Annotated in this window: 14 protein-coding genes; 8 read left to right on the forward strand and 6 right to left on the reverse strand. The window is 39.8% G+C overall.

Annotated elements, in window-relative coordinates:
- Positions 1 to 10 precede the first annotated feature (10 nt).
- The 4 genes from BW986_RS20380 to BW986_RS20395 form a co-directional block, all read right to left on the reverse strand.
- The gene (locus BW986_RS20380; protein ID WP_061465208.1) at positions 11 to 382 is read right to left on the reverse strand and encodes an ArsR/SmtB family transcription factor; all 372 of its coding nucleotides are present in this window, start codon (positions 380 to 382) and stop codon (positions 11 to 13) included.
- Positions 383 to 811 carry an SRPBCC family protein gene (locus BW986_RS20385; RefSeq protein ID WP_076370182.1) on the reverse strand — a complete coding sequence of 143 codons (429 nt, stop codon included), beginning with the start codon at positions 809 to 811 and terminating at the stop codon, positions 383 to 385.
- Positions 812 to 936: 125 nt separating this feature from the next.
- The gene (locus BW986_RS20390; protein ID WP_076370184.1) at positions 937 to 1,380 is read right to left on the reverse strand and encodes a DUF6376 family protein; all 444 of its coding nucleotides are present in this window, start codon (positions 1,378 to 1,380) and stop codon (positions 937 to 939) included.
- A 32-nt stretch (positions 1,381 to 1,412) separates the two neighbouring features.
- Positions 1,413 to 2,018 carry a protein kinase family protein gene (locus tag BW986_RS20395; RefSeq protein ID WP_076370186.1) on the reverse strand — a complete coding sequence of 202 codons (606 nt, stop codon included), beginning with the start codon at positions 2,016 to 2,018 and terminating at the stop codon, positions 1,413 to 1,415.
- A gap of 588 nt (positions 2,019 to 2,606) precedes the next feature.
- On the opposite strand from BW986_RS20395, the gene BW986_RS20400 reads away from it, so the two are divergent.
- Positions 2,607 to 5,705, forward strand: coding sequence for an SH3 domain-containing protein (locus tag BW986_RS20400; RefSeq protein ID WP_076370188.1), 3,099 nt, complete (start codon positions 2,607 to 2,609; stop codon positions 5,703 to 5,705).
- 46 nt (positions 5,706 to 5,751) lie between these two features.
- On the opposite strand, the gene BW986_RS20405 is transcribed toward BW986_RS20400, so the two are convergent.
- On the reverse strand, positions 5,752 to 6,186 hold the full coding sequence (locus tag BW986_RS20405; RefSeq protein WP_076370190.1) for an Rrf2 family transcriptional regulator: 435 nt from the start codon (positions 6,184 to 6,186) through the stop codon (positions 5,752 to 5,754).
- 313 nt (positions 6,187 to 6,499) lie between these two features.
- Here BW986_RS20405 and BW986_RS20410 point away from each other — a divergent pair, with 313 nt between their 5' ends.
- The 7 genes from BW986_RS20410 (at position 6,500) to BW986_RS20445 (ending at position 16,117) form a co-directional block, all read left to right on the forward strand.
- Positions 6,500 to 7,189 (forward strand): DsbA family protein, encoded by a 690-nt coding sequence (locus BW986_RS20410; RefSeq protein WP_076370192.1) that lies wholly within the window; start codon positions 6,500 to 6,502, stop codon positions 7,187 to 7,189.
- A 2-nt stretch (positions 7,190 to 7,191) separates the two neighbouring features.
- Entirely contained in the window at positions 7,192 to 7,602 is a 411-nt protein-coding gene (locus tag BW986_RS20415; protein WP_076370194.1) for a disulfide oxidoreductase, read from the forward strand.
- A 410-nt stretch (positions 7,603 to 8,012) separates the two neighbouring features.
- Positions 8,013 to 8,654, forward strand: coding sequence for an NAD(P)-dependent oxidoreductase (locus BW986_RS20420; protein WP_076370196.1), 642 nt, complete (start codon positions 8,013 to 8,015; stop codon positions 8,652 to 8,654).
- A 403-nt stretch (positions 8,655 to 9,057) separates the two neighbouring features.
- On the forward strand, positions 9,058 to 9,945 hold the full coding sequence (galU, locus tag BW986_RS20425) for a UTP--glucose-1-phosphate uridylyltransferase GalU (protein ID WP_076370198.1): 888 nt from the start codon (positions 9,058 to 9,060) through the stop codon (positions 9,943 to 9,945).
- 155 nt (positions 9,946 to 10,100) lie between these two features.
- On the forward strand, positions 10,101 to 13,703 hold the full coding sequence (locus BW986_RS20430; RefSeq protein ID WP_076370628.1) for a CDP-glycerol glycerophosphotransferase family protein: 3,603 nt from the start codon (positions 10,101 to 10,103) through the stop codon (positions 13,701 to 13,703).
- An 88-nt stretch (positions 13,704 to 13,791) separates the two neighbouring features.
- On the forward strand, positions 13,792 to 14,763 hold the full coding sequence (gene galE / locus BW986_RS20435; RefSeq protein ID WP_076370200.1) for a UDP-glucose 4-epimerase GalE: 972 nt from the start codon (positions 13,792 to 13,794) through the stop codon (positions 14,761 to 14,763).
- Between the two features lie 463 nt (positions 14,764 to 15,226).
- Positions 15,227 to 16,117, forward strand: coding sequence for a PhzF family phenazine biosynthesis protein (locus BW986_RS20445; protein ID WP_076370204.1), 891 nt, complete (start codon positions 15,227 to 15,229; stop codon positions 16,115 to 16,117).
- A 207-nt stretch (positions 16,118 to 16,324) separates the two neighbouring features.
- Here the strand turns inward: BW986_RS20445 and BW986_RS20450 are convergent, their stop codons facing one another.
- Positions 16,325 to 17,044: a pentapeptide repeat-containing protein gene (locus tag BW986_RS20450; RefSeq protein ID WP_076370206.1), complete on the reverse strand. Its 720-nt coding sequence runs from the start codon at positions 17,042 to 17,044 to the stop codon at positions 16,325 to 16,327.
- Position 17,045: the final 1 nt, after the last annotated feature.

The following is a 17,045-nucleotide window of genomic DNA, read 5'->3' on the forward strand; positions in this document are numbered from 1 at the left end:
GTTTTCTTCATTAAGATGGTTCATCCGTGTCCTTTTCTTTATCGATGACTTTCAATCCATTTTCCCCTGAATTTTCAATTACATGTTTAAGGATGGATAATTTGTTATCCCAGAATTGATCGTAAAAAGAAAGCCACTGTTTCAATTCCGCTAAAGGTTCAGGCTGAAGCCGAAAGCGTTTCTCTCTGCCTACCTTCCGGCCACTGACCAATTCAGCTTCAGAAAGGATATGAAGATGCTTGGCAATCGCTGTACGGCTCATGGAAAAGTGAGAAGTGATTTCTGAAATGGGTAAATCCCCTTCAGCAAGCAATTGCAGGACCTTTCGGCGGGTTGGGTCGGCGATAGCCTGAAATACATCATGCTTTTCTGCTGCGGACACTTAGCCCTCAACAACCTTTTTAAGTTTTGCATGAACGATCTGTTCCCAGCCATGATCCATTCTATCGCGGATCACTGAGCTTTTTTCATTCGGTTTCGGAAGAATCGTTTCAGGCTCTTTCCAGCCACCATGAATAAGAGTGAACTCCGTTTTGCCATCAAGCTCTTTTAAAATGAAGGAAATGAACCAACCGTCCGTATCCCAACTGAATGAAAGACGATGAGGAGCATCTAACTCCGTTACCTTACAAGGAGATGGACCAAAAGGTGATTGCACATGGAACTCATGTCCCACTTTCGGTTGAAAATCATTTGGCATGAACCATGAAGCAATGCCCTCTGCAGTCGAAACTGTGTCCCAAACTTGTTGGATGGGGGCTTCAAGAATGACCGTCTTCTTGATATCCTGTAGTGTATGTTGATTTTCCATACTGATTCTCCTTTTTAAGTGAAAATATGAAACCAATTGGTTTTGCTTTGTTGATTATATAAAACCTTTTGGTTTCATGTCAATAATTTGTTTCAAGCGATTCCTTTTTATTCATTGCAGGATGCTTAATTACCCAAGTCTTCAATTTGTTTTGCCAATCCTGTTATATTATCGATTGATTTCATTATCTCTGAATCTTCCAATGCCTTAGGGTCAATTTGACCATTTTCAATATTATTCAGATATAATTCAATTCCATCTGAAAGCTGTTGATTCGAGCTGACGATCTTCTCATGGATGCCTTCAGCGATTTGGGGTGGTTCCGTTGCATTGAATTCTTCAATCTCCGTTTTCATCAATTCCAGTTCTTTTTCAAGATTTGCTCTTGCTTCGTCATTCGTGACGGCATCCTGTGACAATGCAGGCACCTCATTGGCGAAATCCTTAACGGTATTTACATACTCCGTCGCATTATCTGCATATTCCAATGATGAATTGACTTCTTCTAAAGTTGAGCATCCGCTTAATGTAAGGATGGACAGTAGAGCAATGGTCATTATTTTTTTCATATGTGCCTCCAATGTGATTTTTTAAGTATTGATCAGATGGGCAGAAATCTCTTTTTATAAATTGCTGCAATGGAATTCAGTATGAAACTCGGGATCTTCTTCGGAAAAAATGACTTCGAATAGAAAAGGTGAAAAGCACTTTTCAAGTCGTGCCACTGATTGCAGGATTTCACTTGCTTAAACCTTGCAACATCAATGATCTTCACCTTTTTTTCGGAAGTGATGAAAATGTTTCGTAAATGGATATCCGAAGGGTTCAACCCCTCTTTCCGTGCCAGTTGCAGGGCATGGTCTATCTCCGCAATGTTTTCTTCCGTTATCGGGATTCCCAATGTTAAACATTCAAAAAGAGTGTTGCCTTCAATGTGATCTATAACCAGGTAATTTATCCCTGCATCATATAGGGTTGGATAGTATTCGATGGATTGGACGGTTTTGTATATTTCAGCTTCAACTTTAGCTGTATGAGTATGATCCGGGAAAAACACTTTTAGTGCCTTATTGGTGGAATGTATTTTGAATACATATGCGCTGCGGCCTTTTCCGATAAGTGATAAAGATGGGTCGGCATCAAGCAATATATGCTTTTTATCATCGGAAATCTTAACGCTTTGAGCTAATTCATTATAGTTCTGCATACTTTTCACCTCTATTGTGCAATTTTTCGAATCAAAAAAGACGGTATAACCGATTATTGGTTATACCGTCTTTTAAAAATTAAAAGACCTCACCAAATAATCGGCAAGGTCTTGCAAACAACTAAAATCTGTTGCCAATAAAGCCGAGGATTCAATCCTGTACTGACGACTTTATTGTATAGCTACTCCCCTTAACAGAAGGATTCTTATAAGTTATATACAGTAATTATATAGGTTATTGCCTCGATCCGTCAAATATAAGGATAGTGTGCTCACCCTTTATGTATATTCAGTAAATGAAGAAAGATGCTCGTCTCACAAGCATTAATTTGAGTGGTAAGTAATTATATCAATATACTTTATATTCATCATTTGCTTGCCAGGTACCCTTCGTTGCGAATGTTTCTATATTATTACTTAAATGTCTATAAGTTTACTATTATGTTACAATCTTCTTTATCCTCCTGTAGATCTAAAGAAATATGATATATTTTAAACGAATGAGTACATATGCCTATATTATTATACTGATTTTAACCGATATTTAAATAAATGTTAAAAATATAATTCTTTAGTAGGGAGAATGAGATGAAGAAATTAATTATACCAACTTTCTGTTTTGCAGTGTTGTCTACAGTTGCTTTCGAAGAAAAAATATCTGCAGCTCCACTACATGCGGAACAAGCCAGTATTGAGGACGTCATGTTTGTACATGTAAGTTCCGGTTCGCTCAATATGAGAAAAAACGGGACGGAGAATGCAAGCATAGTTGCAAAGTTGGCAAACGGCACACAGGTAACGGTGTATTCGGAGTCCAAAGGCTGGGCGAAGATCAAAGCCAATGGAAAAGATGGGTATGTCAGTACAAAGTATTTATCGGCAACGAAGCCAGGGACTTTAACGAAAACTGCATTAACCATTAAAACGACAACAAAATATGTGAATGTGAGCACAGGTTCACTGAATATGCGAAAAAGCGGCAGTGATAGTGCCAGCATAGTCGCAAAGCTGACAAGGGGCACACAGGTAACGGTGTATTCGGAATCGAAAGGTTGGGCGAAAGTCAAAGCCAATGGAAAAGAAGGATATGTCAGTACCAAGTATCTATCGGCAACGAAGCCTGGAGCGGTAAAAAATGCTGCGGCAACAGTTAAAACGACAACAAAATATGTGAATGTGAGCACAGGTGCGCTTAATATGCGGAAAAGCGGGACAGACAGTGCCAGCATAGTCGCAAAGCTGACAAGAGGCACACAGGTAACGGTGTATTCGGAGTCCAAAGGCTGGGTGAAAATCAAGGCCAATGGAAAAGATGGATATGTAAGTACGAAGTATCTATCGGCAACGAAGCCAGGAACGGTAACCAAAGCTGCGGTAACGGCTAAAACGACAACGAAATATGTGAATGTCAGCACGGGTTCACTCAATATGCGAAAAAGCGGAAAAGCTACCGCAAGCATAGTCGCAATCCTTTCAAAAGGAACGAAAGTGACGGTCTATTCGGAATCCAATGGCTGGGAGAAAATCAAAGCCAATGGAAAGGATGGATATGTCAGCGCCAAATATTTGTCTGCTTCAAAGCCAGGATCGGGATCAACGTCAGCCACACCTGCAAAAACGACAACGAAATATGTCACGGGTTCCCTCAATATGCGAAAAAGCGGAAAAGCTACCGCAAGCATAGTCGCAATCCTTTCAAAAGGAACGAAAGTGACGGTGTATTCGGAATCCAATGGCTGGGCGAAAGTCAAAGCCAATGGAAAGGACGGATATGTCAGTACCAAATATCTATCGACGGCAAAGCCAGGAACGGGATCAACGGCAGTAACGCCTGAAAAAACGAAGACGAAATATGTAAACGTAAGCTCTGGAACGCTCAATATGAGAAAAAGCGGGTCGGCAAGTGCGAACATAGTCGCAAAGCTTTCAAAAGGAACGAAAGTGACGGTCTATTCGGAATCCAAAGGTTGGGCTAAAGTCAAAGCCAATGGAAAAGACGGCCATGTCAGTGCCAAATATCTATCGACAACAAAACCAGGAACGGGATCAACGGCAGTAACGCCTGAAAAAACGACGACGAAATATGTAAACGTAAGCTCTGGAACGCTCAATATGAGAAAAAGCGGGTCGGAAAGCGCGAGCATAGTCGCAAAGCTGTCAAAAGGAACGGAAGTGACGGTCTATTCGGAATACAAAGGTTGGGCGAAGATCAAGGCCAATGGGATGGAAGGGTATGTCAGTGCTGACTTTCTTTCTACGACAAAACCTGAAATGGACTCCAAGCCATCCATACCTGAAAAAACGACAACGAAATATGTAAATGTCAGCTCGGGTTCACTTAATATGCGGAATAAGCCGTCAGAAAGTGCTTCCATCATTGTGAAATTGGCAAGGGGTGTAGAGGTAGAAGTCATCTCGGAATCAAATGGCTGGTCAAAAGTTAAAGCGTATGGCGGGGAAGGTTATGTCAGTACGCAATATATATCAGCAACGAAGCCTGGTTCTTTACCGGGGCTGAATCCGGACGGAGAAGAAAACACGTTAGTTAAATATGTAAATGTGAATGATGGCTCCAGTCTGAATATGCGGTCACAAGCATCAGCTTCCGCTTCAATAACAGCCAAGCTTGTAAACAATACGGCCGTAACGGTGTATTCAGAATCTAATGGCTGGTCAAGAGTCACGGCAAATGGAAAAACGGGATATGTCAGTACGCAATATTTAACGGTCAAAGCACCGGAAGGGCCAGGAAGTTCGAATGGATCGATAATCAGGATCGATAAAGAGTATGATCTTACGATGGAAAAGATGGTTGAAATTCAAATGGCCGTAAATGGTCAAACGGATAAAAATTATAATACCTACATACGTGAAGATGGATTAACTTTAATTAATTCTACAAAAGGTACGGTTGAAGGAACCGGATGGCGTGTCAGGGGCGGCGCTGGATCTAATTATTGGGTAGTCGGTCCTGTCAGTAATAATCAATCATTGAATATTAAATCAAAGGTAAAGGGCTCTGACGGATATTATTGGTATGAGGTGGACTATAACAAGACATGGGTAAATGCCAGTCCGGAAGATATAGAATATAATCTTAACCCGAATAATTTTGTGGATGACCCAATCAAATCATTCCAATTCGTCAAGCTCTCTCAAGTCACCAACATGGACGTTTCTGAAGTGAATGATAGAATCCTTTCAGGTAAAGGGATTCTGCAAGGCCAAGCTGCAACCTTCACTGCGGCAGGGGAGAAATATGGGGTCAATGAAATCTACCTGATTTCACATGCTTTGCTGGAGACCGGGAATGGCACTTCACCGTTAGCGACTGGCGTAAAGGTTAACGGGAAAACGGTCTTTAATATGTATGGAGTGGGAGCATTTGACGGAACGGCGCTAAGCAGCGGCGCTCAATACGCCTATAATGCTGGCTGGTTCACTCCGGAGGCGGCCATCATAGGCGGTGCCGAATTCATCGCCAAAGGATATATCTCTGCTGGACAGGACACGCTTTACAAAATGAGATGGAATCCTACAGCTGCAGAGAAATATGGATATGCTTCACACCAGTATGCGACTGATATTGGCTGGGCTACAAAACAAGTGAAACAGATTTATAATTTGTATAGTTTACTAGATTCCTATAAATTGACGATTGAAGTTCCTAAGTATAAGTATAAATAAGAAAAACGGCAAAAAACACATGAGTCAGGCTCATGTGTTTTTTTTGCTATTTGGCTTTATCCTTTTCCATAATATCCCTAACGACATCCTCGATCGTAACCACTCCCAATGCCTTTTCCAAGGCAAGTTCCGCAACTGAAAAGATGGGTTCTATTGTATCTTGTATATTTCTTCCAACAGTGCATGCTGGATTAGGATTTTCATGGATTCCAAATAATTCTTTATCGGAGGCAACGTTGACAGCCTGATAAACATCAAGCAAAGTGATATCCGATAATTCCTTGGCCAATGTTGCTCCGGCGATACCCGGACGAACGTTCACTAAACCAGCATTCTTTAGCATGCCGGTGATTTTTCTGATTAAGGCTGGGTTGGTGTTTACACTTTTTGCAATAAAATCAGAAGTGTTAACGCCTTCTTTGTTTATTTCTAAAAGAGATAATATATGGATTCCTACGGAAAAGCGGGTACTGATGGACATCTCTTTTTTCTCTCCTTTAAAATCTCTATTCTTATATAGTATAAATTATTTAACATGTAATTCAAGTGGTTACAAGTTATAATGGCCTGCAAGAATAATATTTATCCATTAACCGTATCCTTGTCAAGTAACGCCGTTTCTGCAAAGGCAAAAATAAAAAGTATGTGTAATTGACAAACCAGCATGGTGAAACTTATATTATAACGTGTAAATGAATCAGTTACAGGTGAAAGCAACAGGAAGGGGGAACCGAAATCGGCCGCTATGGCTGGAGAAGAAATATCGACACAACTACAAGTGATGGAGGTATATGATGGCTAATAAAAAAAAGGGTAATCAAAAACAATCTTCTGCATTCACGTTCTGGATGATTGGGTTAATCGCTGTAATCATTATTGGCTTTATATTTTTGGCAAATGGGAAGGACGAAGATACAGCCGTTAATGAAATCGATTATAAATCACAGCCTTATTTAGGTGAAAAATCAGCACCTGTCCAAATAGTGGAATTTGGTGATTATAAATGTCCAGTATGTAAGACATTCGAGGAGCAATTCTTTCCTTCTATACAAAGTGAATTGATTGATACAGGAAAAGCGCAATTTTATTTCATGAATTATTCGTTCATTAACGTCGATTCAACCAGATCCGCTAAATTTGCGGAAAGTGTTTATCAGGAATTAGGAAATGATACCTTTTGGAAATTCCATGAGCTTCTGTACGATAAGCAGCCAGAGGACCTGAAATATGAAAAGAAAGATGTGTTTACGGATAAATTCTTAGAAGAAACATTGAAAGAAATCGCTAATGACAAAGATGTGAAAAAGGTAGTTTCCTCCTTTAAAGCCGGTAATTCCGAGGACCAATGGAACAAAGATATGGATTTGGCCAACGAATTGGGCGTTTCTGGGACTCCTTCCTTATTTGTCAATGGCAAGAAGTTTGAAGGAAATACAATTGATGATTTAGAGAAAATGGTTGATGATGCAGCGAAGGAGAAATAGTGATGAACAAGCCATTATTATTTTCTTGGATCCTATCGATCATCGCCACTGCTGGAAGTCTCTACTTTAGTGAGATTCTTCATTATGTACCCTGTACCTTTTGTTGGTATCAAAGGATCTTGATGTACCCGCTCGTTATTTTATTGGGCCGTGCCTTTTATGAGCAAGACCTGAAAATTTACCGATACATCCTTCCATTATCGATTTTGGGCATGGTGGTGTCAGGGTATCACTATAGTCTGCAAAAAATCCCAGCACTAAAGCATTTCGAAATGTGCCAAAGCGGTGTTCCCTGCTCAGGTGAGTATATAAATTGGCTAGGATTCATCACGATCCCGTTTTTGGCCTTTATTGCTTTTACTCTCATCACTATCTGCATGGGACTGCTAATGAAAAAGAAAAACAGCATGTAATTTAAGCGCACCGTTCTAAAAAGAATGGTGCTTTTTTTATATATATCGACAAAAAATCAGGATATATCTCCGAAATCTGCAATATATCGACGAAAAATCAGGATATTTCCCTGGAAATTGCAATATATCGACGAAAAATCAGGATATACCTCCGGAAATTGTAATAAATATCAACGAAATAACAGGATATATCTCCGAAATCTGCTATATATCGACGAAAAGCCAGGATATATCTCCGGAAATTGCAATATATCGACGAAAAACCGGATATATCTCCGAAACTCGAATATATCTCCGAACTCTTCTAAATAATAAAGTTGACAAAATGGCAACCTGTAACTTATATTATTACATGTAAGTAATTAAGTTACAATTGAAGTTTCAATAACAATATATAGGAGGAATTTAAAATGAAAATCGGCATTATTGGTGCGAGCGGAAAAGCTGGAAGTCTGATTTTAAAGGAAGCATTGACTAGGGGACATGATGTTACGGCCATTGTCAGGGATGGAGCTAAAGTCCAAGTTCAAGGAGTTTCCGTACTGGAAAAAGACGTATTCGATCTGAAAGCTGAAGATATTAAAGGTTTCGATGTGGTGGTGAATGCTTTTGGCGCTGCTCCAGGGAAAGAAAATCTGCATGTCGAGGCAGGAAAAATTTTGATTGAGGCTATGAAAGGGGCTCCTCAAACTAAACTGATCGTTGTTGGCGGAGCTGGAAGCCTTTTCGTTGACGAGGCAAAAACGATCCGCGTATTGGATACGCCTGAGTTCCCTAAAGAGTACTATGCAACAGCCTATAATCAATCCAAGAACCTTGGGGATTTACAAAATGCCACTGGCATCCAATGGGCGTTCATCAGTCCTTCCGCCTTCTTTGATCCGCAAGGAAAAAGAACAGGTGGGTATACACTGGGAAAAGACAATCTCCTTGTAAATTCAAAGGGTGAAAGCTATGTAAGTTATGCCGATTTTGCCCTTGCAGTACTTGATGAAATTGAAAACCCGCAGCACATCAACCAACGCTTTACCGTTGTTGCCGAAGCTGAATAATTTAGTGGACGTCGCTCCTTGTGGTGACGTCCATTTTTTTACGTTGAAATAGATGAATCATAGGCAGGCTGTTGATCGCAACAGATCCGGATGCAGACTACTTGTTAAAATCGAATGAAATGATAAGTGGACCTAAATAGTCAGGTCCTTGGACCTATTGGTCATATAGTGAAAAAAAATAAGGCCTTTTCCTGAAATATCGGGGAATGGCCTTATTTTTTTCAAGAAGAAAGCGGGATATTGCATTGAATGGCAGTCGAAATTATGGTTGAATTTACAAAAGAAGGGTATTTTTTCTGTTAATATATTTACAATAAACGAGTCTATGTTACTATAAAAAGGATGATTCAGAAAAAAATGGTATTTTTTGTAGATTTATCTTAATATGAAGGAGTTACAAAGTATGAAAAAAGTTAAAAAGGCGATTATACCTGCAGCGGGATTGGGAACTAGATTTTTGCCCGCAACGAAGGCGATGCCTAAAGAAATGCTGCCGATAGTCGATAAACCAACTATTCAATATATTATAGAAGAAGCCGTGAAAGCGGGAATTGAAGATATAATCATCGTCACAGGAAAGAATAAACGAGCGATAGAAGATCATTTTGATAATGCATATGAACTAGAGAATAATTTGTGTGAAAAAGGGAAATTCGATTTATTGGAGAAGGTGCGGTACCCATCCAATTTAGCTAATATCCACTACATTAGGCAAAAAGAACCGAGAGGACTCGGACATGCTGTTTGGTGTGCACGTAATTTTATTGGTGATGAGCCTTTTGCCGTCCTTTTAGGCGATGATATCGTGGAAAGCGATGTGCCCTCCCTGCGCCAATTAATCAACGAATATGATGCGACAGGTTCGTCGATCATTGGAGTGCAGCAGGTAAATGAGAGCGAAACACATAGATACGGCATCATTGACCCGCTTATGCAAGAAGGCAGAAGATACGAAGTGAACCGTTTCGTCGAAAAACCAAAACAAGGAACGGCACCTTCCAATTTAGCCATCATGGGAAGATACATCCTGACTCCGGAAATATTCGATTTCCTGGCCAGGCAGGAAACAGGAGCTGGCGGTGAAATCCAGTTAACGGATGCCATCCAAAAACTGAATGAAATCCAAAAAGTCTTCGCTTACGACTTTGAAGGAAAACGCTTTGATGTCGGTGTTGTTGATGGTTTTGTGAAAACGACCATTGAATTTGCCCTGCAACGTCCTGATTTAAGGGACGATATCATAAAAGTAATGGAAAATATCCTCGAACTGCACAAGGCAGTGGACAAATAAACTTTTACTGCCCATTCATAAGCTTTGAATTTAATAGAGTAATTTTTTAAAAAATCTCCAACTATTGATCATTCATAGTTGTTATTTTTGGTTAATGAAAGGCTAACATAATTTTGAATGGTGAATATAAATCCATAAAAGGGGATGCCTATTTAGTGAATAAGAAGGTAATAAAAAGAAAAGTCGATTTCCTTAAACAGCCTATCGCCAATTTCTTTTTAAAGGAAAATCATCAGCGTGTAAATAGATATGCAAAGTATTATGAGAAATTAAGCGTGCAAAAAAACACAATTCTATATGAGAGTCGTGATGGAAACAGTATGACTGACAGTCCATACGCGATGTTTAAATATATGCTGGAAAATCAAGACTATCAAGATTTCATGCACATTTGGTCCATCCAGGATTTCAGTGTCCTCTCAGGTGTAATGGCGAAGTATAGGGATATGCCGAATGTTCAATTCGTTCAACGCAATTCAAAGGAATATTTAAAATGGTTGGCTACAAGTGAGTATTTAATCAATAACTCCACATTCCAGTCTTTTTTCATCCCTAAAGGCGATCAAATTTACATCAATACCTGGCATGGAACGCCTCTTAAGAATATGGGCTTTGATATACCCGGTAACCCTTCGGTCTCTCAAAACGTCGTTAGGAACTTTTTAAGTGCGGATTTCATTTTGAGCCCTAATGCCCATACTACCAACATATTTACACATAGCTATAAGCTAAATGGATTGTATAAAGGTGAAATTATAGAAGAAGGATATCCGAGAATCGATTTGACGCTGAACACGAATCCGGGGGAGTATAAGGATTATCTAAGGACTCTAGGTTTGAAAATCAGCGATGCCAAGGAAAGTATTTTATATGCCCCGACTTGGAAGGGGACGAATCTGGCGAAAGTGGATAACGATCTTCTTCAAATCATTGCAGATATTAATTATTTACAAAGCCAAATCGGTGAGCGATATAACCTATTCATTAAGGTGCATCCATTTCTATATAAAGAAGCTGCCAAGCATTCGGAAATCAAGGATCGACTAATACCTGACCATGTGGATACAAATGAATTGCTTGCTGCCGTCGATTTGCTTATCACGGACTATTCCAGCATCTTCTTCGATTACCTTGTTACCGATAAGCCAATTCTGTTCTACACATGGGATACGGACGTTTATGCTGAGCAAAGGGGACAATATCTCCAAAATGACGAACTCCCGGGACCGATGCTTTTTAATTCAAAAGAATTGGCACTTGCCATTAAAGATATTAAAAATGTGAAATTGAGATATTTCGATAAATATAAAAAAATGCAGGAAAAATTCACGAACCATGAAGATGGAAAAGTAACAGAGAGAATAGTCAAAAATATTTTCAATAAGTCTACGAAACAACTGAACATAATTACCGGCCTTGATTCCGTTAAGGAAAAAATATTGATTTATCCAGGTGGACTGAGGGATAACGGAATTACTTCCTCTTTCCTTAACTTAATGAATAATATTGATTATGATAAATATGATGTCAGCTGTTTTACTGCCACTCCTCACTCGCAAGAGGTTTTGAAAAATATGGGAAAGGTTAATAAGAATGTGCGTTTTCTATTCAAACCTGGCTTGCCTGTGTATAAAATTTTGGAAGTCTACAAAGATAAATTCATCCATAACAGAGGGGAAAGAGGGTTCTTAGGGAAGAAGCTTTACCCGGAAAATGCCTATATTAGGGAGCATGCCCGTTTATTCGGTAAAACGAAGTTTGATTTTGTTATCGATTTTAGCGGTTATAGCCATTATTGGGCTAAATATCTGCTGGCGGCAGATGCAAAAAAGAAAGTTTGTTATATGCATAATGATTTGCTTTCTGATAGTGAGCGCGTCATAAATGGAAAGAGACCTCACCGTATTAATCTACGGGGGATTTTTTCGGTATACAATCGATTTGATAAGCTTGTAAGTGTTTCTGAGGGAACGATGGAATTAAACCGAAAGAATCTATTGGAGTACGCAGACTACGATAAGTTTGATTTTGTAATGAATTCGATCAACCCGGATAAAATCCTTCAAATCGAGCCAAATGAATCTGAAGTTATCGAAAATGATGAAAAGGCATTGATCACAGAAAACTTCAAAGCAAGGGCGATATTAAGGGACGTTAAGGATAATCATGTTTGGAATACTCTTCCGGGAATGTCGAATGCCACTCAACTTCCACTGGAAGAACGATTTGAAGGTGCTGAAATCGTGATTTCGAGAAAGGCCCATGCTGATCAGAACACTTTTTACAAATTCAGTCATAACAATCAAATCATTGGCTGGATCAGTGAAGAAGCTGTTGATCTGTTGCCAGACAGCATCATTTATGAAAAAGAAGTGGATAAAATTGCAAGGTTAGTAAGACCTCGATCGAACTATATTTGGTCGTTGCCGTATAAGGTTGAAGGCACGTACAAAATCTCCGGCAGTCATGATTTTAAAGGGATCATTGTAAAAGTCGATAGGGAAGCAAAAACCCAGCATTCGATTTATAGCAGAATATCTGTAAAGGATAAAATAATAGGCTGGATAGATAATTCGGCTTTATCCATGCTTGAACATTGTACAATCAATGAAGACATGAGCTTTAATGACAAGCTGCAAATCATGATGAAAAGAAAGTATATAATATCCAGAAACTATAAAAACAATAAAAAATTCATTGATAAGATCGAGAATAGGACGCTGAAGGAAATAAATACGGGTAATCAGAAGTACGGAAAAATAACCAATCCGGAGGACCATACAATCTGGACGAAGGCTTATCCGAACTACAAGGCCAAAAGAGTGAGCAGGGCAATCGATTTTGAAGGGCAAATCGTCAGGATCATAAAGTATAACAGAACCAACAAAGGCGGCTATTACCTTTTCGAAATCGATAATAAGAAAATTGGCTGGTTAAATACGGGGGCATTCGAAGTCATAGAAGAGCCAATCCTGTTAAAAGAACGGGAAGTGCGCGGCACTGCCGAAATTAACTTGGGCGATTATAATATTTGGGATAAGCCTTATGGGCTGCAAGATGCCATGGTCTTGGAAAATGGGCCAAGCTTCAATGGGCGGATCGTAGAATTCGATAAAGAAGCGGTTACCCAACTTGGTACTTATGCCCATATATTATTGGACGGGATATCTATAGGCTGGATCGATAAACAGGCGTTAAGCGTACAGGAGGTCCATGGATTGGAAGTGAATAATCAATTCGTTCCATATCCTGATAAAAATGATTTTAACTTTGTCAATATGGGAAGATTATCACCTGAAAAAGGTCAAGATAATTTGATTCGTGCATTCGCAGGCTTTCATGAGAAACACAAAAATAGTAAACTATATATTTTAGGACAAGGACCTTTAAAGGAAGATTTGCAGGCAATCATTGATGAGCTGGACTTAAATCATTCCATTCATCTTTTGGGCCAGCTTGAAAATCCATTTTCGTTCATGGAAAAATGTGACTGCTTCGTTCTTTCCTCACATTATGAAGGGCAGCCTATGGTATTATTGGAGGCAATGACTTTAGGAATGAAAATCATGGCTACTGATATAGTGGCTAACCGAACCGTTTTGGAAAACGGCAAATATGGTTTACTTGTCGAAAATAGCATAGATGGACTGGAAAAGGGCTTATCTACCATGGTTAGTAATGATAATCCTAAACTAGCGAAGTTTGATTACACCCAATATAATGGATTGGCCATGGAAACCTTCAATAAATGCTTATAAAATGAGGGAGGGCTTATAATTAGATCTCACACTTGTGGCATATATATGAAGAATTCATTTAAGCTTAAAGTAAAAGGGGAAATTCTATATGATTTTGGTTGTTGGCGGTGCAGGATATATTGGAAGTCATCTTGTAAAAGAGTTAGTGAATACTGAAGAGGTTGTCATTCTGGATAATTTCTCAACCGGTTTTCGTTCGCTGGTCGATTCGAAGGCCATCTTGGTGGAAGGGAATTTAGGGGACGAAGCGGTCTTGAATGACATATTCCTTAAGTATCCCATTAAAGCCGTTATGCACTTTGCTGCAAATAGCTTGGTTGGGGAGTCTGTCCAAGATCCTTATAAATACTATGAAAATAATGTAGGTGCAACTCTTACATTGTTGAATACCATGCTCAAGCATGATGTTAAGAATTTCATTTTTTCATCAACGGCAGCTACTTATGGGATACCGAAAGTTGATATGATTGATGAGGGTCAGCCAACAAATCCGATTAATCCATATGGCCGCTCGAAATTGATGGTAGAGCAGATCTTAGGAGACTTCGCAAAAGCATATGGACTCAATTATGTCGTCTTGCGTTATTTTAATGCTGCCGGAGCACATGCATCGGCAGAAATCGGTGAAAGCCATGATCCGGAAACACACTTGATTCCGATCATTTTACAGCATTTATTAGGTCAGCGTGAGAAGATTTCCGTGTTTGGTACGGACTATGACACAGAAGATGGCACTTGCATCCGTGATTATATCCATGTAACGGATTTAGCCGAAGCTCATATAATCGCGCTTCAAGCCCTATTATCCGGGAAGAAGGATACGGCTACCTACAATCTTGGGAATGGAAAAGGATTTTCGGTTAAGGATGTAATCGACACTTGTGAAAAAGTCACGGGAGTGAAACCGACCATCGAGTATGCAGACCGTCGTCCTGGAGATCCAGCCCGCCTGGTTGCTTCGGCCAATAAGATATATGAAGAACTTGGATGGAAAGCATCGATAGATTTGGAAGAAATCATTGAAAGTGCGTGGAAATGGCATAAATCTCAAATGAATTAATGGTCCCTTGGGCCTCGATGGTCGTTTTTCAGACTGCAGGCAAACTCTAAGAAATACGAGTTTGCCTGCAGTTTTTTTATTTTAAAAGAGTTGCAGTTTATTTCAGAAATCCTCTCCCTTTCTGTGGGGTCTCGGCTTGCCAGTCATTCGGCAGGAGTGTTGCAAATTTCTTCAATCCATTAAGGGTTACAGGAAAAAACGTAAAGGATAAACTGGTCTTAAATATATTTAGGGATGAGACCAGCCAACTCAAAAGAATACTTTGGCTAAGGCCAACCGCCATTCATCTCCCCCTTACCGTTTGGCTCTCGCACTTCACACGCTTGAAGAGGGAGTCTTCTGGCGGGAAATGATAAAATCAATGGTCGTTTCACTGAGTATAGGACGAAGAAAAGGGATTTTGTTGGAGATATAGAATTACTATTCAAGAGAAGCACCATTCATTTAATAGGAGATGTTAGATTTGAAGATGGTAAGGGTTTTTCATTACGATGCGTTCAGTAGTAAACCGAATAAAGGAAATCCGGCAGGTGTGGTTTTAGATGCGGATGGACTGACGGAAAAGGAAATGCAGGATATAGCGCTGAAGGTGGGGTTCAATGAGACCTCTTTTCCCATGGAGTCTGAAATTGCGGATCTTAGAATCCGTTATTTTACACCAGGACACGAAATGAATCTCTGCGGTCACGCGACAATGGCTACCATCCATGCACTGAAGACAAGGGGATTACTGGATAAGGATGAGCTGATGATTGAAACAGGAGCGGGAATATTGCCAATCAAGATCCATACGACCGCGGATCAAGAGGTATACATCACGATGAAGCAGGCCGCGCCACAGTTTGAAGCGTTTAGCGGAGATAAGGGTAGCTTGGCCAGTTCCCTCGGACTAAATATAGATGATCTTGAAAATGAATTACCTATAGTTTATGGAAGTACAGGTTTATGGACTTTATTGGTTCCGGTAAAAGAACGCGATTCATTCAAAAGAATGAAGGCCAACAATAAACTGTTTCCGCAATTATTAAAGGAAATGCCAAGAGCTTCAGTGCATCCCTTTTGCCTGGAAACGTATGATAGTGATGCCCATATGCATGCCCGGCATTTTTCCTCACCATTTTCAGGTACGCTTGAAGACCCTGTAACAGGAACGGCTTCAGGTGTAATGGGCGCTTATTATGCAAAATACATTAAGGATGGTCTTGAAGATGAAGTGCACCTATTAATCGAACAGGGACATGAAATCGGGAAGGATGGCAGAGTCCGCGTTACGGCTGCCAAAAACCATGACACATACGATATTGAAATCACCGGGAATGCTGTCTACGTTAAAGAATTTGAAGTGGAAGTCTAAAGGTTCATGCATAGTAGGATGGGCGGTTGAATGATAAGTATATAAAAAACCCTTTGCTAAGACGTTTCATGTCTTAGCAAAGGGTTCTTATTTAATCATTTTCCCGTGCTCATTCCGTTTAAAACGACCGCAGTCAGAAACACGGTCACGCATATGATTAAGGTGGAAACTTACAATCGCTGTCGGTCAGGTCAGACCCTCCTTTGTTTAGATGAGGGTCACGCCGCTAAGATCAACCTTAGCTCCATATAAAAAGTTGTAAGTGAGTTTATCCATCGAAGCTCCCGTAAAGTCGATTTTCTTTAAATCGGACATCCGGAATTGAACGTTGATGAGTGTGGCATCGCGAAAGGATGCCTTTTTCAATGAAGATCCCTCGAAAATGGTTTGGTTGAATGTTTCCCCATCAAATATAAGACCAGATAAATTACATCCTTTAAAATGGGTTTTATTATAAATGCTGTTCTTGAAAGTCACGCCTTTTAAATTTGCACTTTTAAATAAGGTACCAGTTAAATTTGCGTTTTCAAAGATGCAATTATTTAAGTTACTGCTTTTAAATGTGCTGTTCGTCAGGTCGGAATGGCTGAAATCAGAACGGCTTAAATCGCAAGAATTAAACTTCCCATCATGCACCGAAACCGAGCGGAAGTCGGAATCCAATAATCGATGCCTGGAATAGTCCATGTTTATCGCCTGCTCAAGCACATTGTATTGAAGATTGAGTGATTCCATGAGCTCTGATACTTCCCCAATCGAATCCACAGTCAGCTTATACGCTTCATGCTCACTGGCACCATTCCTTCTATGGTCATTGTATTTTTCCAGTAAGTTTTGAAGCAGTTCTTCTTCCAATTCCTTTGCTGTTTTTGCACTTTTGTAGGGGGCAAAAATGCTATGAACATGTGCATTCAGTTTTTCAATCACA

This window comes from Peribacillus simplex (assembly GCF_900156045.1).
Taxonomy (GTDB): Bacteria; Bacillota; Bacilli; order Bacillales; family DSM-1321; genus Peribacillus; species Peribacillus simplex_D.

Bases quoted from the DNA above. Each gene is read 5' to 3' on its own strand.
- BW986_RS20385 (WP_076370182.1), bottom strand. From the start codon at position 811: ATGGAAAATCAACATACACTACAGGATATCAAGAAGACGGTCATTCTT.
- BW986_RS20390 (WP_076370184.1), bottom strand. From the start codon at position 1,380: ATGAAAAAAATAATGACCATTGCTCTACTGTCCATCCTTACATTAAGC.
- BW986_RS20395 (WP_076370186.1), bottom strand. From the start codon at position 2,018: ATGCAGAACTATAATGAATTAGCTCAAAGCGTTAAGATTTCCGATGAT.
- BW986_RS20400 (WP_076370188.1), top strand. From the start codon at position 2,607: ATGAAGAAATTAATTATACCAACTTTCTGTTTTGCAGTGTTGTCTACA.
- BW986_RS20405 (WP_076370190.1), bottom strand. From the start codon at position 6,186: ATGTCCATCAGTACCCGCTTTTCCGTAGGAATCCATATATTATCTCTT.
- BW986_RS20410 (WP_076370192.1), top strand. From the start codon at position 6,500: ATGGCTAATAAAAAAAAGGGTAATCAAAAACAATCTTCTGCATTCACG.
- BW986_RS20415 (WP_076370194.1), top strand. From the start codon at position 7,192: ATGAACAAGCCATTATTATTTTCTTGGATCCTATCGATCATCGCCACT.
- BW986_RS20420 (WP_076370196.1), top strand. From the start codon at position 8,013: ATGAAAATCGGCATTATTGGTGCGAGCGGAAAAGCTGGAAGTCTGATT.
- galU (WP_076370198.1), top strand. From the start codon at position 9,058: ATGAAAAAAGTTAAAAAGGCGATTATACCTGCAGCGGGATTGGGAACT.
- galE (WP_076370200.1), top strand. From the start codon at position 13,792: ATGATTTTGGTTGTTGGCGGTGCAGGATATATTGGAAGTCATCTTGTA.